Source organism: Pseudoclavibacter sp. RFBA6 (assembly GCF_002931575.1).
Lineage (GTDB): Bacteria > Actinomycetota > Actinomycetes > Actinomycetales > Microbacteriaceae > Pseudoclavibacter > Pseudoclavibacter terrae.
Window position 1 is genome coordinate 197,041 of record NZ_PSUA01000012.1, and the last position, 20,234, is coordinate 217,274.

Here is a 20,234-nt window from a genome sequence, read left to right on the forward strand (position 1 = left end):
GCCCTCCTCCCCTGCTCGCCACCTCACAGTTCGGAATCATGCCCGCTCCACGCACAAAGGACCAGACACTCAACTGGCTTCGGTCGATCTCGGGAGAGCTCTCGACCGCGACAGTGAAGCGCTTGGAAGACACCCTTCCCTGGTTCGGGGACATGCCCCCTGGGCGACGAAGCGCCGTCGGCCTCGTCGCCCAGTCGGGCATCTCCTCCTTCATCGCCTGGTTCGAGGACCCGACCGCCACCCCCTGGGTGGCGGCGGACGTCTTCGACTCCGCCCCGCGCGAGCTCCTCCGCTCGGTGAGCCTGCAGCAGACGCTGCAGCTCATCCGAGTGGTCGTGGAGGTCGTCGAGGAACGGACGAAGTCCACCGACGGCGACGTGCGTGAAGCCGTGCTGAAGTACTCGCGTGACATCGCCTTCGCGGCTGCGGACGTCTACGCCCGCGCCGCGGAGGCTCGCGGATTGTGGGATGCGCGCCTCGAGGCGCTGGTCGTCGACTCGATCCTCACGGGTGAGCACGACGACGAGCTCCCGAGCCGCATCGCGGCACTCGGCTGGCACGGCCACGGCGAGGTGAGCGTGCTCGTCGGGACCACCCCGAGGATCCTCGAGGTCGACCAGATCCGCCGAACCGCGAGACACAACAAGGTCGACCTGCTCGTCGGCGTCCAGGGCGGGCGCCTCGTGCTCGTCATCGGGCGCGCGCACCCCAACGGCGAGGGTGACGAGACCGAGCAGGTTCCGTTCATGGAGATCGCCGAGCGCCTCGAACCGAGCTTCGGTGACGGACGCCTGGTGCTCGGCCCACCCGTGCCGAGCGTCGTCGAGGCTTCCAGAAGCGCTCGCGCCGCACTCGCCGGCTTCGCGGTCGCCGGCGCCTGGCGCAAGGCGCAGCGGCCCATGCTCGCCGACGAACTACTGCCTGAGCGAGCTCTCGCGGGCGACCCGCTCGCGAGACAGACGCTCGTCGCCCGTGTGTTCAGACCCCTCGCCGACCACCAGAGCGACCTCCTCACGACGCTCTGGTGCTACCTCGACAACGGCCGCTCCCTCGAAGCGACCGCGCGCGAACTGTTCGTGCACCCGAACACGGTCCGCTACCGCCTCAAGCGGGTCAGCGAAGTCATCGGCTGGGACGCGACCGGCCCGCGCGAGGCCCTCATCCTGCAGTGCGCGCTCATCCTCGGCAACATCGCCGAGCCCAAGCAGCCGGAACCGCGACGCCAAGCGGGCACGAACGGCGCAGCCCACGTGCCGCGACGCGGCCGGCGCACCTCCCACTAGAGATCCTCTAATGAATTCTCGACTTCTTGGGACTGTTGCTACAGGGCTGAAAGCCCAAGTGCTGTCATGATGGAATCCATGATTGTCGTCACCTGCCCAGGCCAGGGTTCTCAGACTCCAGGCTTCCTGCTCCCCTGGATCGAAGACGCGAGGAACCGAGACACGCTCGAGCAGCTGTCCGCATCCTCCGGCATCGACCTCGTCAAGCACGGAACCGAGTCAGACGCCGACACGATCCGCGACACCGCGATCGCCCAGCCCCTCATCGTGGCCGCTGGCATCCTCGCGTGGAACTCCCTCATGGAACTCCCCGGAGCAGCGTCCGCTGTTCGCGGCGTCGCGGGACACTCCGTCGGCGAGATCACAGCCGCCTACGCTGCTGGCATCTTCGACGCCGACACCGCCATGCGCTTCGTCGCCCGCCGCTCGCAGCTCATGGCGCAGGATGCGGCCGCGACGCCGACCAGCATGAGCGCAGTGCTTGGCGGTGACGAAGAAGCCGTTCTCGCGCGCCTCGCCGAGCTCGACCTCACTCCGGCCAACTTCAACGGTGGCGGCCAGATCGTCGCCGCAGGCGCCCCGGAGGCCCTCGACGCGCTCCGCAGCGAACCGGCCGCCGGAACGCGCGTCATCCCCCTCAAAGTCGCCGGCGCGTTCCACACGCGGTACATGGAGCAGGCTCGTTCCGAGCTCGGCGCGGACGCCGAGCTCTTCGACGTTCGCGATCCAGTGCGCACCATCTGGTCCAACGAGTCCGGCGAGACCGTGACGGACGGCACCGAGTTCCGAGCAGCACTCATCCGACAGCTCGCCCAGCCCGTGCGCTGGGACGCCTGCATGCGCTCCTTCGCCGCCGCCGGTGTCACCTCGCTCATCGAACTCGCGCCCGCCGGCACCCTCAGCGGGCTCGCCAAGCGCGCCCTCAAGGGGACGCCGACGCTCGCGCTCTCCACTCCCGCAGACCTCGACGTCGCGCGCGAGCGCATAGCCGCCGACGCCTGACCCGCCAAGAGCATCCTCGAGAGGACTCGCATGACCACAGCAACACCCACCCTCGTGCAGTCGACTGGCGCGCAGTACACGCGCATCCTCGCAATGGGCGCAGCCCGCGGTGAGCGCGTCGTGCCGAACTCGGAGATCATCGAGCCGATCAACTCGTCAGACGAGTGGATCCGTCAGCGCACCGGCGTCATCACCCGAGTCCGCGCAAACGAGGACACGAGCGCACTCGACCTCGCCGTCGACGCCTCCCGCGAGGCGATCGAGCGTTCCGGCATCGACCCGAGCAGAATCGGTGCCGTGATCGTCGCCACGATCAGCAACGGGATGCAGACGCCGTCGCTCGCCGCCCGCCTGGCCGACCTCGTCGGCACGACGCCCGCGGCAGCCTACGACCTCAACGCGGCCTGTGCCGGCTACTGCTACGCCGTCGCCCAGGCCGACGCGCTCGTGCGCACCGGCGTCGCCGAGCACGTCCTCGTCGTCGGTACGGAGAAGCTCTCCGACCTCATCGACCCGACGGACCGCACCATCTCGTTCCTCCTCGGTGACGGCGCCGGAGCGGCGATCATCGGGCCGAGCGACAGTCCCGGCATCTCCAAGTCGATCCTCGGATCCGACGGCTCACGCTGGGAAGCAGTCTCCATGAACGCGAGCCTGCAGGAGTACCGCCAAGGCGGCTCCGAATGGCCGACGCTGCGCCAGGACGGGCCGAGCGTCTTCCGCTGGGCGGTCTGGGACATGGCGAAGGTCGCGCGCCGCGCACTCGAAGAGGCGGGCGTCACCCCCGACCAGCTCGCCGCGTTCATCCCTCACCAGGCGAACATGCGCATCGTCGACGAGTTCGCGAAGCAGCTCGCCCTGCCAGACCACGTCGTCATCGCCCGGGACATCGCGACGACCGGCAACACCTCGGCCGCCTCGGTACCGCTCGCAACGCACCGACTGCTCGAAGAGAACCCCGAGCTCTCGGGAGGCCTCGCGCTGCAGATCGGCTTCGGCGCCGGCCTCGTGTACGGCGCCCAGGTCGTCGTGCTCCCCTGACGCGGCCAAGAACTCCCCGCACGCCTCCACCACGCACCGCCGCCGACCAATACACTTGGCTCGGTCATTGACAATCAAGGAGAAACACCATGGCACTTACCAACGACGAAGTTCTCGCGGGACTCGCTGAGCTCGTAAACGACGAGACCGGAATCGCGGCTGACACGGTCACCGTTGAGAAGTCTTTCACCGACGACCTCGACATCGACTCGATCTCCATGATGACGATCGTCGTCAACGCCGAAGAGAAGTTCGACGTCAAGATCCCGGACGACGAGGTCGCAAACCTCAAGACCGTGGGCGACGCCGTCAACTTCATCGTCGCAGCGTCCTAAGGACGGTCCTCCACTTCGAGTGGGCGGCATCTGCCGCCCACTCTTGGTGACTGTTTCACCTTCGCCCCAGTTCATTCAGGAGCAATTGTCATGACCAAGAAAATCGTCGTCACCGGAATCGGAGCGACTTCCCCGCTCGGCGGAGACGCCCGCAGCACGTGGGAAGCGCTCCTCGCCGGTGAGTCCGGAGCCCGGACGCTCGAGGCCGAATGGGTCGCGAAGTACGAGATCCCCGTCGAATTCGCCGCGACCGCGAAGGTCCCGGCAGGCGAGGTGCTCCCCCGCCACGAGGCGAAGCGCCTCGACCCGTCAAGCCAGTTCGCGCTCATCGCCGGCCGCGAAGCCTTCGCGGACGCCGGCCTCACGGTTGGCGACATCCCCGCCGAGCGGCTGCTCGTCGACTGGGCCACCGGCATCGGCGGCGTGTGGACCCTGCTCGACGCCTGGGACACGCTCCGCGAGAAGGGGCCGCGCCGCGTCATGCCACTGACGGTTCCCATGCTCATGCCGAACGGCCCCGGAGCTGCGATCGGCATGGACATCCAGGCCCGCGCCGGCGTCCGCACCGTCGTCTCCGCGTGCGCCTCGAGCACCGAAGCGATCGCGGATGCGTACGAGCACCTCCAGCAGGGCCTCGCGGACGTCGTGGTCGCGGGAGGATCCGAAGCCGCCATCCATCCCCTTCCCGTCGCGTCCTTCGCGGCCATGCAGGCGCTCTCCAAGCGCAACGACGACCCGTCGCACGCGTCGCGCCCCTACGACGTGAGCCGCGACGGCTTCGTCCTCGGAGAAGGCGCGGCAGCGCTCGTGCTCGAAACCGAAGAGCACGCCCTCGCACGCGGTGCCCGCATCTACGCCGAGCTCATCGGTGGCGGAGTGACCGCAGACGCGCACCACATCACCGCGCCGGACCCGGAAGGTACGGGAGCTGCCCGCGCCATCAGGGCTGCACTCGAGCGAGCCGGGGTCGCCGTCGAGGACGTCACCCACATCAACGCGCACGCGACCTCGACACCCGTCGGTGACATCGCCGAGTTCACGGCCCTCAAGTCCGTCTTCGGAGACCACCTCGCGTCGATCCCCGTGTCGGCGACGAAGGCCTCCACCGGGCACCTCCTCGGCGGGGCCGGGGCCATCGAGGCCATGTTCACGGTGCTCGCGCTGTCCGAGGGCACGCTGCCTCCGACGATCAACCTCAACGAGCAGGACCCGGCCATCCACCTCGACGTGGTGACCGAACCGCGCCCCTTCGAAGCGTCCGGCAAGGTCGCGATCTCAACGTCGTTCGGCTTCGGCGGGCACAACGCCGTGGTCGCGTTCCGCGGCATCTAGAAGATCTCGCACGCGGCTCCTCGCGCGCAGACAGAACTGTGGCCCCTCAGGTGGAAACCTGAGGGGCCACAGTCCTTGGAGTGTCGAGAACAGCTGCAGACTCACCTCTCGGCGGACCTGCGGCGTGGCTGACCTAGCCGACGCGGTGGTGCATCCAGACGACGGGACTCTCGTCTCCGGCGATGCGGAAGGGCTCCAACTCGTCATCCCAAGCCTGCCCAAGCGCGAGGCGCAGCTCACGGTGGAGCTCTGAGGCGTTGCCGCCCGCGATCTCCATCGCATACCGAACGCGTTCTTCCGGAACCACGACGCCGCCAGAGGCATCCGTCTGGGCATAGTAGATACCAAGCTCAGGCGTGTGCATCCAACGGCCGCCATCGACGCCAGGACGCGCGTCCTCGGTGACTTCGAAGCGAAGGTGAGCCCATCCGCGCAGATGCGACGCAATCGCCGCCCCTGCGCCAGGCTCGCCTTCCCACGTGAATTCCGCGCGCAACTGACCTGGAATGACCGGCTGGTCGATCCAAGGCAGGTTGACGGCGTACCCGAGGGCGCGACCGACACCCCATTCGACGTGCTGGCAAAGCGCCTTAGGAGAGGAGTGCACGTAGAGCACCCCTCCTGCGTTTGGTGCAACCATGAGTTCTCCTCCATTCGTTTGGTGATTCGTCTTCCCCAACGATCACGTGATGAATGGATGCGAACTGCATCGTTTACCAGACGTCGACATTTCTGTCGTCTCTTGAATTATGCCCGACGGCGACGCCGAATGACAAGCCTGTCATTACTTTCGACGCCGCCGCCCGGAAGTTCGCAGCTAGACCGGGTAGCGGACCAGGCCGAGCTCGGCCGGCGCCTGCAGGTAGGCGTGCTTGGGCTGCACGCGAACCGTGTAGCCGAGGCGACCCGGAGCGTCCAGCGGCACATCGGCCAGGAACTCGGACGGCCGCCCGCTGGCCGGACTCATCTGCACGATTCGAGCGCCCAGCAGCTCCCCATGCTCACCAGGCACCCCGACGATCGCCTCGACGAGCACGTCGTCCGTGCGGAGCTGCCCGAGCTCCACGCGAGCGGACAGTCGGAGGCTCTCCCCAGTCCTCGGAGCTGGGTCAGCTGCTGCCACGGAGTCGACCCGAACACTCGGCCAAGCCGCGCGCACGTCACCCAGCCAGCTGGCGAATGCACGAGTCTCGCCCCGATCAGCGGCGACCCGCGCCGAACGCCCCGCTGGCAGGTACAAGTCGTTCACGTAGTCGCGGACCATGCGTTCGGCAGCGACTTTCGGCCCGACGATCGCGATCGAGCGGCGCACCTTCTCGACCCATTCGACGGGCAGACCGCGCTCGTCACGGTCGTAGAAGAGCGGGGCGATCTCATGCTCGAGGATGTCGTAGAGGGCCCCAGCCTCGAGCGCGTCCCTGGTGTGCTCGTCGACACCGCTCGTGTCGGGGATGGTCCAGCCGACGCTGTCATCCGCCATCTCGTCCCACCAGCCGTCGGAGATCGAGAAGGTCAGGCAGCCGTTCATGACGGCTTTCATGCCTGAGGTCCCCGAGGCCTCCTGCGGACGCACGGGATTGTTGAGCCAGACGTCGCTCCCGGCTACGAGGTGCTTGGCGATCGTGACGTTGTAGTCGGGCAGGAACACGATGCGATCCCGCACACCAGCCTCGTCGGCGAACGCGACGAGCTGCTGCAGGAGCTGCTTGCCGCCCATGTCCGCCGGATGCGCCTTCCCGGCGATCACGAACTGCACGGGCCGCTCGGGATTGTTCAGGATTCGCGCCAGCCGCTCACGGTCCTGGAGCATCAGCGTCAGACGCTTGTACGTCGAGACCCGGCGCGCGAAGCCGACGGTGAGCCGGCTGGGATCGAGGACGTCCCTGACCCAGCCGAGCTCCGCGTCCTGCGCGCCGCGTGCCTTCCACGACGCTCGCACGGAGTCGCGCGCGCGACCCACCAGCTCGGCACGCAGCTCGCCGCGGATGCGCCACAGCTCTTCAGCGCCGACCGCGCCGGGGTTGTCCCAGGTGTTGGAGGTGGCCAGGTCCCGACCGCCGTTCATCGCCTCGATGACTGGCATCATCGCCGGTCGGGTCCAGCTCGGGATGTGCACGCCGTTGGTGATGGAGCCGATCGGCACCTCCTCGGGTTCCACACCCGGGTAGAGCTTCGCGAACATGCCTCGTGAGACGACGCCGTGGAGCTTGGCGACGCCGTTGGCGTACTGGGCGAGCCGGAGGCCGAGGTGCGCCATGTTGAAGCGGCCCGGATCGTCTTCCGCTCCCAGGTCCATGATGCGCGCAGCGGGGACCTCGGGCACAAGGGTGTGGCCGCCCGACGAGCCCAGGTAGCGCTGAACGAGGTGCGCATCGAATCGGTCGATGCCTGCGGGAACCGGCGTGTGGGTCGTGAAGACGGTGCTCGAGCGGACGATCGCCAGGGCCGTGTCGAACGTCTCGCCGTCAGCCATGAGCTGCCCGATCCGCTCGATCCCTGAGAAGCCGGCGTGGCCCTCGTTGAGGTGGAAGACCGTCGGCTGCCGACGCCCGCGAAGTTCCGCGTAGGCCTGAACAGCGCGAACACCACCGACGCCAAGCACGATCTCCTGGCGGATGCGGTGCTCCGCGTCACCACCGTAGAGACGGTCAGTGATCGCGCGGAAGTCCTCGGGGTTCGTCGGCAGGTTCGTGTCGAGCAGCAGCAGAGGCACGCTCCCGACCTGCGCCTCCCAGAGGGCGATGTCGAGGGATCTCCCGTCGGGGAAGCCGAGCGCTACATGTACCTGCTGACCCTCGGCGTCGAGCACGGGGTCGACCGCGAGATCCGTCGGAGGATGCTCCGTGTACGCCTCCTGCTGCCACCCTTCCCGGGAGAGCGTCTGCGAGAAGTACCCGTAGGTGTAGAGGAGCCCGATGCCGATGACGGGCGCACCGAGATCGCTCGCACTCTTGAGATGGTCGCCGGCGAGCACGCCGAGGCCCCCGGAGTAGACGGGCAGCGATTCGGTGATGCCGAACTCCATGGAGAAGTAGGCGACGCTCGTGGCCTCGTCTTCGGTCGCGCGGGTGCGCTCGTGGAACCAGCGGTCGCTCTGGAGGTAGGCGGCCAGGTTCTCGGCCTCCTGTCCCAGACGGGCGAGGAACGCGTCGTCAGCGGCGAGCTCGGCGACCCGCGACGCTGGAAGTGAGCGCAGCATCACGACCGGATTGCGGCCGCAGTCGCGCCACAACCGCTCGTCGATGCCCGCGAACAGTCGCTCGGCGCTCGGGCGCCACGACCAGCGGAGGTTCTTCGCAAGCAGCCGCAGCGCGGCGAGCTCATCGGGGAGGACAGTGGATACGGGCAGCGAGTCGTAGGCCTTCACGCGGTACAGCGTAGCCCCACAACGCGCGCTCGCAGCGTCGCGCGAGTGAACGTCAGTGAACGGAAGAAGTGACCGACGCGATGATCTCTCGTGCGGCGGCTGCGCGCCCCTGGAGGTCCTGCCAGATCCATGCGGCGGACCGCGCATCGACCGGCACGAAGCTCGTCAGCGTGCCGGTGGGATTCGAGATGCGCACCTCGTAGCCGCCGACGACCTTGTCCTCCTTGACGAGCAGGAAGAGCAGGCTGAAGATCGTCAGGACGAAGAACCCCGCGATGGCGACGATGATCGCCCAGGTGGGGATCGCCCGCTCGACTCGCGACATGTTCGTGACGAAGACCGTTGAGCCCGCGGTCGGCAACGAGCCATAGGGACCGGCGATGCGATCGCGAGACACCTCGAGTTCGCCGAGGAACACTCGGTCGAGAATCTGCTGCTGGTTCTCGATGGGCAGTGGGGTGCTGGTCATGATCGTCCCTTCCTCGACTTCCAGAAGGCTACGTGGCGCACCTGACCGCGCGCGTCATCACCTGGTCTGATCTTTCGTGCGCCCACGCCCGGCGGTGGTCAGGAACGGATCTGACCGTCGCCCGTGACGACCCACTTCGTGGTCGTGAGCTCTTCGAGCCCCATGGGCCCGCGAGCGTGGAGCTTCTGCGTCGAGATGCCGAGTTCTGCACCGAGACCGAACTGGCCGCCATCGGTGAACCGAGTCGACGCGTTGACGATCACGGCGGCCGCATCCACCTCGGCGGTGAACCGCTCCGCCGCCTGCAGCGAGCTCGTGACGATCGCTTCCGTGTGTCCGGTGCTGAACTCGCGGATGTGCTCGAGAGCCTGGTCGAAGTCGTCGACGACTCGCACTGCGATCTCGTAGTCGAGGTACTCCGTCGCCCAGTCCTCGTGCGTTGCCTCGTGGACTTCGATGCCGCCCGGGGCTGCAGACCGCGTGCGCTCGTCGCCGTGCAGGCGAACCCCGCGCTGGCTCAGCTCGGAGAGCGCGCCGGGAAGGAACGCGGCCACCGCGTCCGCGTGCACGAGCAACGTCTCTGCAGCGTTGCAGACCCCGACCCGATGCGTCTTGGAGTTGATGATGATGTCGAGCGCCATGTCGAGCTCGGCCGAGCTGTCGACGAACACGTGGCAGTTGCCGACCCCTGTCTCGATGACGGGGACACGTGACTCGCGCACCACGGTCTGGATGAGCCCAGCCCCGCCGCGGGGCACGACCAGGTCAACATGGCCGCGGGCACGCATGAGCGCGCGCGCTCCGGCTCGCCCGTACTCGTCGATGGACTGCACCAGGTCGGCGGGCAGCCCGTAGGCCTCGAGTGCGGCGCGCATCGTGCCGATGATGGCTTCGTTCGAGGACTCGGCCGCAGATCCGCCACGCAGCATCACCGCGTTGCCGCTCTTCAGGGCGAGGCCGGCGACATCGACGGTCACGTTCGGACGCGCCTCGTAGATGACGCCGATGACGCCCATGGGCACGCGCAGCTGACGGAGTCGGAGGCCGTTCGCGAGGGTCGACCCACGGACGACCGCCCCAACCGGGTCCGGAAGCGCCGCGACCTCGCGGAGCGAGTCTGCGATCGCGCGGATGCGTGCGTCGTCGAGCGCGAGCCGGTCGAGAAGTCCCCCGGACATGCCGGAGGCACGCCCTCGTTGAAGGTCGAGGGCGTTGCCGGCGAGGATCTCCGGACTGGCGGCCACGAGCGCGTCGGCAAGCGCGAGGAGCGCACCGTCCTTCTGCGCGCGCGTCGCCCGCGCCAGGACTCGGGACGATGCTCGTGCGCGTCCGGCGAGCTCGACGATCGCGACTGTTGCCGCCTCGTCCGCATCACCCTGGTCGGTCGTTTCCGCGCGCTCACCCTGCAAGATCGTCATGACAGTGCATTCTATGCGGCGCGGGAGCCACTCAGCCCGCTGCGCCCGACTCAGCTGACGCGGAGCCCCTTCGGGCGCACCAGCACGAGGTCGTCACGGTGGATGACCTCACGGTCGTACCCTGAGCCCAGCGATGCGCGGAGCGCGCTCGAGGACTGCCCGAGCATGTCCGGGATCTCGACCGCATCGAAGCCCGTGAGGCCGCGGGCGATCACTGAACCGCTCTTCGAAACGAGCTCGACTGGGTCGCCCGCGACGAACTCGCCTTCGACGCCGACGATGCCTGCAGCGAGGAGGGAGGCGTGGCCTCCGAGGACGGCATCCACGGCCCCGTCGTCGAGAATGATCTTCCCCTGGACGCGTGCCGCGTGCGCGATCCACAGGCGTTTCCGCGAGGCGCGCTTCCCGGTAGGCGCGAACCAGGTCCCGACGCGCTCCCCCGCGATCGCCGGTCGTGCATTGTCGGCTTTCGTCAGGACGACGGGGATGCCCGAGCCCGTGGCGATCGACACCGATTCGAGCTTCGTGAGCATGCCGCCCGTTCCGACGTCGCTTCCCCTCCCGGACACCTCAATGCCCTCGAGGTCGCTCGGTCCGAGCACCTCCGAGATGCGCCGCGTGCCCTCCCTCGTGGGCGGTCCGTCGTAGAGGCCGTCGACGTCGGTGAGCAGCACGAGCGCGTCGGCGCCGACGAGCTGCGCGACCAGCGCCGCGAGACGGTCGTTGTCGCCGAAGCGCAGCTCATCGGTCACGACGGCATCGTTCTCGTTCACGATAGGGACGACGCCGAGTCGGAAGAGCCGCTCGAGCGATCGCTGCGCGTTCTTGTAGCGCGTTCGGCGCACCGTGTCCTCCGCGGTGAGCAGGATCTGCCCAACCGTGATCGCCCGGTCGGCGAAGGCCTCCGCGTACCTGGCTACGAGCATCCCCTGTCCAACGGATGCGGCCGCCTGAGCCGTCGCGACGTCACGCGGTCGCGAGGGCAGCCCGAGTGGGCCGATACCCGCGGCAACTGCGCCAGAGGTCACGAGCAGGGTCTGCAGGCCGCTCTCGTGCCGGTCGGCGATCACCTGCACGAGCGTGCGGAGCGCATCGAGGTTGAGGTGTCCGTCGGCGCCGGTCAGCGATGAGGACCCGATCTTGACCACGATGCGGTGGGCGGTCGAGAGCTGAGCACGGGCGGCGATCGGATGCATCCGCCTATTCTCCCCTGATCCTCGGCGCGTGCCGAATTGCGTCGCGAAACGTCGCGGGCACGGCAGCGAGACGGCGCCGCGCGGGAGCGCGGCGCCGTCTTGACTCAGCTGGCCGCGGGGGCGGCGCCCAGCTCCTTCTTCCGCGCCGCAGCCTCGGCCCTCCGGTCCGCTCGCGCCGCCCGCTTCGCGGCTCGGCGATCGGCGCGCCGCTCCACGCTCGAGTAGAGCACGGGGACGAGCACCAGCGTCAGCAGTGTGGAGCTGATCAGACCGCCGATGACGACGATGGCGAGCGGCTTCGAGATGAAGACCCCGCCACCGGTGAGCCCCAGCGACATCGGGATGAGCGCGAAGATCGTCGCGGCGGCCGTCATGAGGATCGGCCTGAGGCGAAGCCTGGTGCCGTGCACGATCGCGTCATGCACGCTCGCTCCTCGCTCCCTGATGTGGTTGATGAGGTCGATCAGCACGATCGCGTTGGTCACCACGATGCCGATCAGCATCAGCAGGCCGATGAGCGACGGGAGCCCGAGCGGCGTGTCCGTGAGCAGCAGGAGCGCGACAGCTCCCGTGGCGGCGAACGGCACCGAGACGAGCAGGATCAGCGGTTGCATGAGGCTGCGGAACGTCGCCACCATGATGAGGAACACGAGGACGATCGCAAGCAGCATCGCCATGCCGAGCTGCTCGAACGACTCGCTCTGGTCGGCCGATGCGCCACCGACCACGAACGTGACACCAGCTGGCAGTGCGAGGCCGTCGGTCGCCGCGTACACGGACTGCGTGACGGTTCCCAGCTGCCCCTCCGCCGGCGTGATCGAGACCGTCACCTGGCGCGCTCCGTCGTTCCGGGTGATCGCACTCGGCGTCGCCTCCTCGCGCACGGCGGCGATGTCGCCGAGGCGGATGGGCGTCGCTTTCGTATCGGCAAGCCCCTCCTGCCTGGCCTGCGTCTCCTCCGCCTCGAGCGTCTGGGCCGCCATGTCCTCCTGCGCCTTGACGGCCGCGTCGACACCGGCGTTCGCCTGCTCGATGCCCGACTCCGCCTGCGCGATCGCCTCGGTGAGCGCCGCGATCTGCGCATCGCGCTCGGCCTGCGCTGCCTGCTCCGGCGTCATCGCAGAACCGACTTCGGGGGTCATCGGCGTCAGCGGGGCTGTCTGCAGGGTCGCGAGCTGCGTCTGCAGCTCTGCGAGCTGCGACGAGACCGTGTCTCGCGCCTCGACGGCGTCGTCGACCGTCTGCTGCATCTGCTCGACCGCCTCAGCCTGCTGCTCTTCGGCCTTCGCCTCCTGCTCGTCCGCGAAGGCATCCGTCGCATCCTGGATGGCGCGCTGCTGCTGGACCGCGGTCACCGGAAGCTGCATGAGCGCAAGCTGGTCAAGCGCGACGGCACCCTGGGTCGGAGCGATCACGATGTCCCGGTCGACGCCCTCGAGGCGCACGGATCCGAGTGGGGTGCCGTTGAGGGCCGCGGAGACCGCCTGGCCGACCGTGGCCTGCGTGTAGCCGAAGCCGGCGGCCTTGCTGCGGTCGACGTCGACGACGACGACGTTCCCCCCAGTGCTGAGGTCGTTCGTGACTGCGGTCACGCCAGGCAGATCCTTGACCGCGTCTCCGAGCTGCGTCGCGGCCTGGCTGAGGGCCTCCGCATCGTTGCCCTGGATCGCGAGTTGCACGTCGCTCGCCAGCGCCGACGACGCCGCGGTCGTCACGGTCACTTCACCGACATCGCTCAGTCCACCGAAGTCGGCCCTGAGGCTGTTCGCGACGGTTTCCGCATCCTGCCCCTCGACAGGGATGACGGTGATCGAGGTGTCTCCCCCGCCCCCGCCGAACGCGCTCGCCCCGCCGGCCCCGATCGAGCTGACGAATGTCTCGACGCTGTCCTTCGTGGCGATGACGGCCTCGAGCTTCTCCGCGCCCGCGAGGCTCTGCTCGATGGTCGTCCCCTGGGCGAGCTTCTGCTCGACCACGATGGTCTCGTCGCCCATGCTGCCGAGGAAATCGCTGCGAAGGGCGGTCGCCCCGACACCGGTGAGGAGCAGGAGCGCGAGCGCGGCCGCGACCGTGCGGCGAGGGTGGCGCAGCGTGGCGTCGAGGATCGGGACGAAAGCGCGCTGCAGGCCGTCGTACGGCGACCCCTCCTCGCCGTCACCTCGCGCCTGGACCACACCGACGGCGGTGGCGGGAACCGGCAGGAGCGTCTTCCCACGCGCTTCACGTTGTGCGTTCTTCGCGTCGAGCTTCGCCACCTGGCGTACCCGGCGGCGCTCGGCTGACTCCTCCTGGCGTTCCGTCCACGCCGCGTGCGCTGCTCGGGCCCGGATGAACCGCTCGCGCTTCATGGGTTTCGACGGGCGACGGAGCATCCAGTAGGCGAAGACCGGCACGATGGTGAGCGCGACGACCAGGGATGCGACGAGGGCGATCGAGACCGTCAAGGCGAACGGCTGGAACAGCTGGCCGACGATATCCCCGACGAACGCGATGGGCAGGAACACGGCGACCGTCGCGAGCGTCGACGCCGTGATGGCGCCTGCCACCTGGCCGACGGAGCCGACGATGCCCTCGATCGTGAGGGGACCTGTCCCCTGCCTTCGCTTGATGTTCTCGATCACGACGATCGAGTCGTCGACCACCCGACCCACGGCGATCGTGAGCGCTCCGAGCGTCAGGATGTTCAGCGAGTACTCACCCACGTTGAGGCCGACCATCGTGATGAGCAGCGACATCGGGATGGAGATCGCCGCGACGATGGTCGAACGGAACGAGGCGAGGAACAGGAAGATGACGAGGACGGCGAAGATCAGGCCCAGCCCTCCCTCCACCGAGAGATCGTGGATCGACTGCTCGATGTACGGCGCCTGGTTCTCGATCTCCGTGAAGACGACGTTGGACGGAAGCGTCGGCGTGAGCTCGGCGAGCTTCTCGGTCACGCCGTGCGCCACGGAGACGGTGCTCGCGTCGGCGGCCTTGGTGACGCTGAGCGTCAAGGTCTCTGCACCGTTGACGCGGGAGATCGACGTCGCGGGGATCTCCTTGACGTCGACATCCGCGAACTGCGAGAGCAGGACCGTCGAGTCCTCTGTGGTGAACGGCAGGGCCCGGATGGCATCGAGCGTGTCGAGCTGCGAGCCGACCTGCACGGAGATCTCGCCGCTGCCGCCCGTCACGTCGCCCGCCGGGAGCACAAGACCCGCCGCCGTCAACGTCGGCTCGATCGTCGCCGTGTCGATCTCGAGAGCGTCCACGTCAGCTTGGCGGAGGTTGATCTCCACGCGCTCTTCGCGCGCCCCGGAGACCTCGACGTTCTGGACCCCGTCGACCTGCGAGAGGGCAGGCACCACGGTGTCGGTCATCGTCTTCGACAGGGTGGCCGTGTCCGCATCCGACGACACACCGAGCGTGAGCACCGGCAGGGCGTCGAGCGAGAACGTCATGAGCTCAGCCGTCGATGACTCAGGACGCTGGGACTCCGTCGACTCGACGGCGGAGCGCAGCTCGGCCTCGACCTGCGTCTTGTCCGCGTCGAAGCTCCACGCGACGACGATCTGGGCAAAGCCCTCCGAGGTCGTCGAAGTGACCGACTGCACCTCCGAGACCGCGCGCAAGGCGTTCTCGATCGGCTCGGTGACCTCCGACACCATCACATCGGGAGAAGCGCCGTCGAGTGTCGCCGTCACGAAGCCCTGAGGGATCTCCATTGACGGCATGAGCTCCTGCTTGAGCTGCGCCGTCGAGATGATCCCCGCGGCCGCGATCGCCGCGGTGAGCAGCCCGATCAGAATTCGATACTTGAGACTCAGACGGGTGAGCACAGACACAGAGGGCCCTTTCGACGCGATACGACGCCGAGCGGTGACCTGGCGCTCATCAATCCTGTCGTCGGGGTGATTCCTCGGAATCGCCCGAAAGGACGGGTTCCGTCTGCCCTATGCCCTACTTGAGGCTGATCTTTGACCGAAAGGCCACCCCGGCGCGGCGGGAACAGCGCGGCTCTGGTAGTGGGCCGACCGCCGGATCAGGACTGCGTGGCGCCACGTCCCGGGTTTGCGAGGGTCACCCGGTGGACCGCACACATCTCGCGGACGCGGTCGACGATGCTCCTGCCGTCGTTCAGGTCGTCGATCAGCAGCTGGATGCCGACCAGGTTCGCGAGGATCTGCCACGCGGCCGCATCCACGTCGATGTCGTCGCGAAGCGCACCCGACTCACGCGAAGCCTGGAGGGCTTCCTTGGTGACCTCGAGCCACCGGTCGAACGGGCGGGGCAGCTCTTCCTCGATGAGCTCCCGCTCACGGACCAGCCTGATCGTCGCGCGGATGAGCGCATCGGACTGAAAGCGCTCAGCGATGCGGATCATCAGGGACTCGAGCTCGTCGAGCGACAGGCCGCGGGCACGGGACGCCGCGATCTCCTCATCCCACATGACCGTCCAGCTCACCGTGACCGCCTGCGCGAGCAGCGCCTTCGTCGGGAAGTGGAAGTACACGGTTCCCTTCGTCATGCCCAGACGATCGGAGATATCGCTGAGCACCGTCGCGGCGTAGCCGTTTGCCTCGAACTCGAGCGAGGCCGCTTCGAGAAGCGCCTGCCTCGTCTGCGCTCGCTGTTCAGCTCGCTTCATCATCCCCTGCTTTTCGTGCATGCGGGATCGACGTCGACCCCGCTTGTGAGGCACCAGTCTAGACCTGCGCGCACCCCTGCAATCGGCCTGCCGCACGCGGGAGCGAATTCTGGCTAGAATCGACAGCGCTTGGGGCGGTAGCCAAGCTGGTTAAGGCATCCGGCTCATAACTGGACGATGCGTGGGTTCGAGTCCCACCCGCCCTACTCTCCCCTGTTCGGCACTCCCTGTCAGAGCGCCCGCGTGGCACGATGGTGGCATGATCGTTGCCTTCTCTGTCGCCCCCAGCGGAACTCCGAACCCCAACGCCCCCTCCCCGGGTGAGGGTGACGCCTCGCTGCACAACGCGGTGGCAGCAGCCGTCGCCGTCGTGCGGGAGTCCGGGCTCCCCAACCGCACCGATTCGATGTTCACGACGATCGAGGGTGAGTGGGACGAGGTCTTCGCCGTCGTCAAAGCGGCCACCGAGGCCGTCGGCCAGTTCGGAAGCCGCGTCTCCCTGGTGCTGAAGGCGGACATCCGGCCCGGGCACACGGGCGAGCTCGACGGAAAGGTCGAGCGCCTGGAAGCCGCGCTCGAGGCACGCTCGAACTAGCCGGCGTCAGCTCACGGCGCGGATGCCGGCGCCGGTCGCGGACTCCGCGCGGTCGTCTGGCCCGTTGATCTGCGCCCAGATCTCATCCAGCGAAACGGACAGCACCCCCGCGATCGCGGCGATCGTCGTGAATGCCGGCGTCGCGACTCGGCCCGATTCGATCTTGCGAAGCGTCTCGGGCGAGACGCCGGCGTCAAGCGCCACCCGCAGCATCGCTCTGTCGCCCCGGGCTCGTCGGAGGAACTCGCCGAGGCGCTCCCCGCGCTCGATCTCCTCGGGGCTGAGCGGCAGTCTGACCATGACCCGATACTAATCCGGTATATCTTTACCGGGATACTTATTGGGGTGCTCGTGCGCCAAAAGACGGAAGGCATCGCATGATCGAGGTCCTCAACGACGAAGAGCTGGCGCGGGCGGCAGTCACCGGGCGGCTGGTCGGGTCGATCCTGCAGGAGCTCAGATCGAGGGTCAGAACTGGGACCAACCTGCTCGAGATCGACCGGTGGGCCAGGTCGATGATCCTCGAAGCGGGGGCGAGCTCCTGCTACGTCGACTACGAGCCATCCTTCGGGCGCGGGCCGTTCGGGCACTACATCTGCACGGGGGTGAACGACGCCGTGCTGCACGCGAAGCCTCGCGACTACCGCCTCGCTGACGGGGACCTTCTCACGCTTGACCTGGCCATCGTCAAGGACGGGGTAGCGGCTGACGCCGCGATCAGCTTCATCGTGGGCGCGGCGCGGGAGGCCGGTGACGACGCCCTCATCGCCGTCACGGAGCAGGCCCTCGCGGCCGCCATCGACGTTGCGCGCCCCGGTGCTCGAATCGGCGACATCTCACACGCGATCGGCACGGTCCTCGCGTCCGCGGGCTACGAGATCAACATGGAGTTCGGTGGACACGGCATCGGCTCCACCATGCATCAGGATCCGCACGTCGCGAACGACGGCCGACCGGGCCGCGGAATGCGTCTCCGACCTGGCATGCTGCTCGCCATCGAACCATGGGTCATGGCCGACACCGGCGAGCTCGTCACGGACGACGACGGCTGGACGCTTCGCAGCGCGACGGGATGCCGAACCGCCCACTCCGAGCACACGATCGCGATCCTCGAAGACGGGGCACGCATCCTGACCATCCCCGCCGGGCCGGTGGGCTGACGAACGCGCGAGCGGTCAGTCGAGCGAGTGGTCCTGCTCGTTCACCGAATCGCGGGCGACGTCTTTCACGGATGCGCCCCGGTAGAGGCGCTCGAAGAGCTCGAGCGTGCGGTCGATGTCGTGCATGCGGACGAGATCGAGACCCGTCCGGCCCATCTCCTCGCGCTCGGCATCCGACAGCGACAGCGCCTTCGCGAGCTTGTCCGCGAGGTCTCGCTCGTTGTTCGGCTCGAAGAGGAAGCCGTTCTCGCCATCGTGCACGAGATGCGGAAGCGCCATGGCGTCGGCCGCGACGACAGGCTGGCCGGAGGCCATCGCCTCCATGGTCGCGATCGACTGCAATTCCGCGATCGACGGCATCGCGAACACCGAGGCACGCGTGTACATGCGACGAAGCTCCTGGTCGCTCAGGTAGCCGTGGAACGTGACCCGATCGGCGAGACCGAGCTGCTTGGCGAGCGACTGCAGATTCTTCTTCTGGTCTCCACCCCCGACGATGTCGAGCTGCACGTCCCTTGGCAGCAGCGTCATCGCGCGCAGCAGAACGTCGATCTTCTTCTCTCCCGTCACACGGCCGACGAAGAGGATGCGCTTGGCTTCTCGGCTCGAGAAGTCGAACGCGTAGTCGGAGGTCCGGATGCCGCACGAGATCGCGAGCACGTCGGAGATCCCCCCGTTTGCCTCCAGGAAGTCGGCGGCACGGCGAGTCGGGGTCGTGATCGCCGTCGCGCGCCCGAGCGTCGAGCGGGCGTCGTTCCACCAGATCCTGGCCGCGAGGCCACGCAGAGCCTGTGGCAGCAGGGAATGGTCGACGAGATTCTCGATCATGAGGTGGTTCGTGCCGATGATGCGGATGCCACGCTTCTCCGCCTCGATCGCCACTCCGCGGCCGATGATGACCGCCGACTGGAAGTGAACGACGTCGGGACGCACCTCGTCGACGACCCGCTGCGACTCGGAGCGGATGCGCCACGGCGGCGCGTAACGCAGCCAGTCGTGCGCCCACCAGCGGTGCGAGCGGAGACGGTGAGCAGTGATGTTCTGCCCGTCGTACTGCTCGGTCCAGGTTCCGTGGCGGCGGCTGGCGGCTGGCACCATGACGTGCACGTCGTGTCCCCTGGCCGCCATGCCGGAAGCGAGGTGCTCGGTGAACTTCGCGGCGCCGTTGACGTTCGGCGTGAAGGTGTCCCCCGCGATCAGGATCTTGAGCGGCCGCTCGCCGTCAGCTGCGACGGCGGGGGTGCTGCTTGAGTGACCTTCATTCGGCACGGGGTGGTGACCTCGATCTCGTCTGGGGGGCTCGCGACAGGGTGTGGCCGTCACTCGCGGAATCTCACGTCATGCTACTGGCCACGCTCCGCGAGGGGGCTTCAGCACACGCTGGGACGCTGCTATTGCTCGATGACTCGGGCCTCCGAGTCGTGGCGGTGCCCTTGGGCGTCCTGCGTGCCTCGACCTTCGACGGCGTTTCGGCGCACGGCCTCGACCTCGGCATCCGTCTGCCCGCGCTCGAGCACGAACACGCCCGTGACGGCGATGGCGCCCGAGACGACGAACATGAGGAAGGCGTACCAGGGCGCCGCGTTCGCCTCGCCGAGCACGGCGATGGCGATGCCGACAGCGATGATCGGGTCGATGACGGTGAGCCCGGCGATGACCATGTCCGGCGGTCCCGAGGCGTAGGCGTTCTGGACGAAGTAGCCACCCACCCCCGTGGCGACGAGCAGCGCGACGAGGCAGATGAGCGTGAGCCACTCGAAGTTGTCGTGCTGGATGCGGTTGATGGTGATCTTCGCGAGCGTTGCGACGAAGCCGTAGATCACTCCGGCGCCAAGGACGTAGATGAGCGCCTTGAACCGCTTGCGCAGGAAGAAGAAGGCGGTGCCGAAGACCACGACGACCACGGCGAGCAGCACGAGCACGGTGGCGACCTGCTCGTCTGAGATCGCGCGCTCCTTCGCGAAGAGCGCCGCGACCGTGACGAAGGCGCCGACGCCGATGATGCAGAGCGCCACCGCGAAGATCTTCACGTTCGGCAGTCGCTGCCTGATGGCGCGAGCTGTGAGCAGTGTCGTCAGGAGCAGCGAGACGACGCCGAGCGGCTGCACCACGATGATCGGCGAGAACACGAACGAGGACAGCTGCATCACGACTGCCAGCCCGAGCATGACCGTGCCGATCACCCAGGAGGGTCGGCTCAGGAGGGCGAGCAGGTGTTTCAGGTTCAGCCCCGCGGCGCCGCTCGTGCCGCTCGCTGCCTCGACCTTGCTCACTCCTCGGTGCTGGTACATGGCGCCGAGCGACAGGAACACCGCGCCTATGAGAGCGAGCGGGATGCCGATCATCTGGACCGGACTGAGCCCCGGGAGCACTGCCAGATCACTGAGGGGTGCGATGGTCATGATG

Annotated in this window: 17 protein-coding genes and 1 tRNA gene; 8 read left to right on the plus strand and 10 right to left on the minus strand. The window is 67.9% G+C overall.

Features of this window, described 5'->3' with window-relative positions; translation table 11 throughout:
• Positions 1-38 precede the first annotated feature (38 nt).
• The 5 genes from C5C17_RS10855 to fabF all read left to right on the plus strand — a co-directional run bounded on the left by C5C17_RS10855 (position 39) and on the right by fabF (position 4,993).
• Positions 39-1,283, plus strand: coding sequence for a CdaR family transcriptional regulator (locus C5C17_RS10855; protein ID WP_104253396.1), 1,245 nt, complete (start codon positions 39-41; stop codon positions 1,281-1,283).
• A 78-nt stretch (positions 1,284-1,361) separates the two neighbouring features.
• On the plus strand, positions 1,362-2,285 hold the full coding sequence (locus C5C17_RS10860; protein ID WP_104253851.1) for an ACP S-malonyltransferase: 924 nt from the start codon (positions 1,362-1,364) through the stop codon (positions 2,283-2,285).
• A 30-nt stretch (positions 2,286-2,315) separates the two neighbouring features.
• A complete protein-coding gene (locus C5C17_RS10865) occupies positions 2,316-3,326 on the plus strand; it encodes a beta-ketoacyl-ACP synthase III (RefSeq protein WP_104253397.1) in 1,011 nt (336 codons plus the stop codon).
• A gap of 89 nt (positions 3,327-3,415) precedes the next feature.
• A complete protein-coding gene (locus tag C5C17_RS10870) occupies positions 3,416-3,661 on the plus strand; it encodes an acyl carrier protein (protein WP_068479114.1) in 246 nt (81 codons plus the stop codon).
• A gap of 90 nt (positions 3,662-3,751) precedes the next feature.
• Positions 3,752-4,993 (plus strand): beta-ketoacyl-ACP synthase II, encoded by a 1,242-nt coding sequence (gene fabF, locus C5C17_RS10875; RefSeq protein ID WP_104253398.1) that lies wholly within the window; start codon positions 3,752-3,754, stop codon positions 4,991-4,993.
• Between the two features lie 133 nt (positions 4,994-5,126).
• Here fabF and C5C17_RS10880 read toward each other — a convergent pair whose 3' ends face one another.
• The 7 genes from C5C17_RS10880 to C5C17_RS10910 all read right to left on the minus strand — a co-directional run bounded on the left by C5C17_RS10880 (position 5,127) and on the right by C5C17_RS10910 (position 16,094).
• A complete protein-coding gene (locus C5C17_RS10880) occupies positions 5,127-5,633 on the minus strand; it encodes a DUF3145 domain-containing protein (protein WP_104253399.1) in 507 nt (168 codons plus the stop codon).
• Positions 5,634-5,810: 177 nt separating this feature from the next.
• Positions 5,811-8,360 (minus strand): alpha-glucan family phosphorylase, encoded by a 2,550-nt coding sequence (gene glgP, locus C5C17_RS10885; protein ID WP_219820503.1) that lies wholly within the window; start codon positions 8,358-8,360, stop codon positions 5,811-5,813.
• Positions 8,361-8,412: 52 nt separating this feature from the next.
• Positions 8,413-8,829 carry a hypothetical protein gene (locus tag C5C17_RS10890; protein WP_104253401.1) on the minus strand — a complete coding sequence of 139 codons (417 nt, stop codon included), beginning with the start codon at positions 8,827-8,829 and terminating at the stop codon, positions 8,413-8,415.
• A 98-nt stretch (positions 8,830-8,927) separates the two neighbouring features.
• A complete protein-coding gene (locus tag C5C17_RS10895; protein ID WP_104253402.1) occupies positions 8,928-10,247 on the minus strand; it encodes a glutamate-5-semialdehyde dehydrogenase in 1,320 nt (439 codons plus the stop codon).
• Between the two features lie 50 nt (positions 10,248-10,297).
• Positions 10,298-11,443: a glutamate 5-kinase gene (gene proB, locus C5C17_RS10900; RefSeq protein ID WP_104253403.1), complete on the minus strand. Its 1,146-nt coding sequence runs from the start codon at positions 11,441-11,443 to the stop codon at positions 10,298-10,300.
• A 104-nt stretch (positions 11,444-11,547) separates the two neighbouring features.
• Positions 11,548-15,270: an efflux RND transporter permease subunit gene (locus C5C17_RS10905; RefSeq protein WP_104253404.1), complete on the minus strand. Its 3,723-nt coding sequence runs from the start codon at positions 15,268-15,270 to the stop codon at positions 11,548-11,550.
• A gap of 197 nt (positions 15,271-15,467) precedes the next feature.
• Positions 15,468-16,094, minus strand: coding sequence for a TetR/AcrR family transcriptional regulator (locus tag C5C17_RS10910; protein ID WP_104253405.1), 627 nt, complete (start codon positions 16,092-16,094; stop codon positions 15,468-15,470).
• 110 nt (positions 16,095-16,204) lie between these two features.
• Here C5C17_RS10910 and C5C17_RS10915 point away from each other — a divergent pair.
• Positions 16,205-16,279 (plus strand) — tRNA-Ile (locus tag C5C17_RS10915).
• A gap of 53 nt (positions 16,280-16,332) precedes the next feature.
• Entirely contained in the window at positions 16,333-16,668 is a 336-nt protein-coding gene (locus C5C17_RS10920; protein WP_104253406.1) for a thiamine-binding protein, read from the plus strand.
• 6 nt (positions 16,669-16,674) lie between these two features.
• On the opposite strand, the gene C5C17_RS10925 is transcribed toward C5C17_RS10920, so the two are convergent.
• Positions 16,675-16,968: a helix-turn-helix domain-containing protein gene (locus C5C17_RS10925; RefSeq protein ID WP_104253407.1), complete on the minus strand. Its 294-nt coding sequence runs from the start codon at positions 16,966-16,968 to the stop codon at positions 16,675-16,677.
• A gap of 77 nt (positions 16,969-17,045) precedes the next feature.
• On the opposite strand from C5C17_RS10925, the gene map reads away from it, so the two are divergent.
• Entirely contained in the window at positions 17,046-17,828 is a 783-nt protein-coding gene (map, locus tag C5C17_RS10930; protein ID WP_104253408.1) for a type I methionyl aminopeptidase, read from the plus strand.
• A 15-nt stretch (positions 17,829-17,843) separates the two neighbouring features.
• Here map and C5C17_RS10935 read toward each other — a convergent pair whose 3' ends face one another.
• Together C5C17_RS10935 and C5C17_RS10940 are read right to left on the minus strand one after the other, a co-directional pair.
• A complete protein-coding gene (locus tag C5C17_RS10935; protein ID WP_258066170.1) occupies positions 17,844-19,097 on the minus strand; it encodes a glycosyltransferase in 1,254 nt (417 codons plus the stop codon).
• 122 nt (positions 19,098-19,219) lie between these two features.
• Positions 19,220-20,230, minus strand: a complete 1,011-nt coding sequence (locus tag C5C17_RS10940; RefSeq protein ID WP_104253409.1) for a DMT family transporter — start codon at positions 20,228-20,230, stop codon at positions 19,220-19,222.
• Positions 20,231-20,234: the final 4 nt, after the last annotated feature.

Coding starts and splice junctions, on each gene's coding strand:
- C5C17_RS10855 (WP_104253396.1), top strand. CDS start 39: ATGCCCGCTCCACGCACAAAGGACCAGACACTCAACTGGCTTCGGTCG.
- C5C17_RS10860 (WP_104253851.1), top strand. CDS start 1,362: ATGATTGTCGTCACCTGCCCAGGCCAGGGTTCTCAGACTCCAGGCTTC.
- C5C17_RS10865 (WP_104253397.1), top strand. CDS start 2,316: ATGACCACAGCAACACCCACCCTCGTGCAGTCGACTGGCGCGCAGTAC.
- C5C17_RS10870 (WP_068479114.1), top strand. CDS start 3,416: ATGGCACTTACCAACGACGAAGTTCTCGCGGGACTCGCTGAGCTCGTA.
- fabF (WP_104253398.1), top strand. CDS start 3,752: ATGACCAAGAAAATCGTCGTCACCGGAATCGGAGCGACTTCCCCGCTC.
- C5C17_RS10880 (WP_104253399.1), bottom strand. CDS start 5,633: ATGGTTGCACCAAACGCAGGAGGGGTGCTCTACGTGCACTCCTCTCCT.
- C5C17_RS10890 (WP_104253401.1), bottom strand. CDS start 8,829: ATGACCAGCACCCCACTGCCCATCGAGAACCAGCAGCAGATTCTCGAC.
- C5C17_RS10895 (WP_104253402.1), bottom strand. CDS start 10,247: ATGACGATCTTGCAGGGTGAGCGCGCGGAAACGACCGACCAGGGTGAT.
- proB (WP_104253403.1), bottom strand. CDS start 11,443: ATGCATCCGATCGCCGCCCGTGCTCAGCTCTCGACCGCCCACCGCATC.
- C5C17_RS10910 (WP_104253405.1), bottom strand. CDS start 16,094: ATGCACGAAAAGCAGGGGATGATGAAGCGAGCTGAACAGCGAGCGCAG.
- C5C17_RS10920 (WP_104253406.1), top strand. CDS start 16,333: ATGATCGTTGCCTTCTCTGTCGCCCCCAGCGGAACTCCGAACCCCAAC.
- C5C17_RS10925 (WP_104253407.1), bottom strand. CDS start 16,968: ATGGTCAGACTGCCGCTCAGCCCCGAGGAGATCGAGCGCGGGGAGCGC.
- map (WP_104253408.1), top strand. CDS start 17,046: ATGATCGAGGTCCTCAACGACGAAGAGCTGGCGCGGGCGGCAGTCACC.
- C5C17_RS10940 (WP_104253409.1), bottom strand. CDS start 20,230: ATGACCATCGCACCCCTCAGTGATCTGGCAGTGCTCCCGGGGCTCAGT.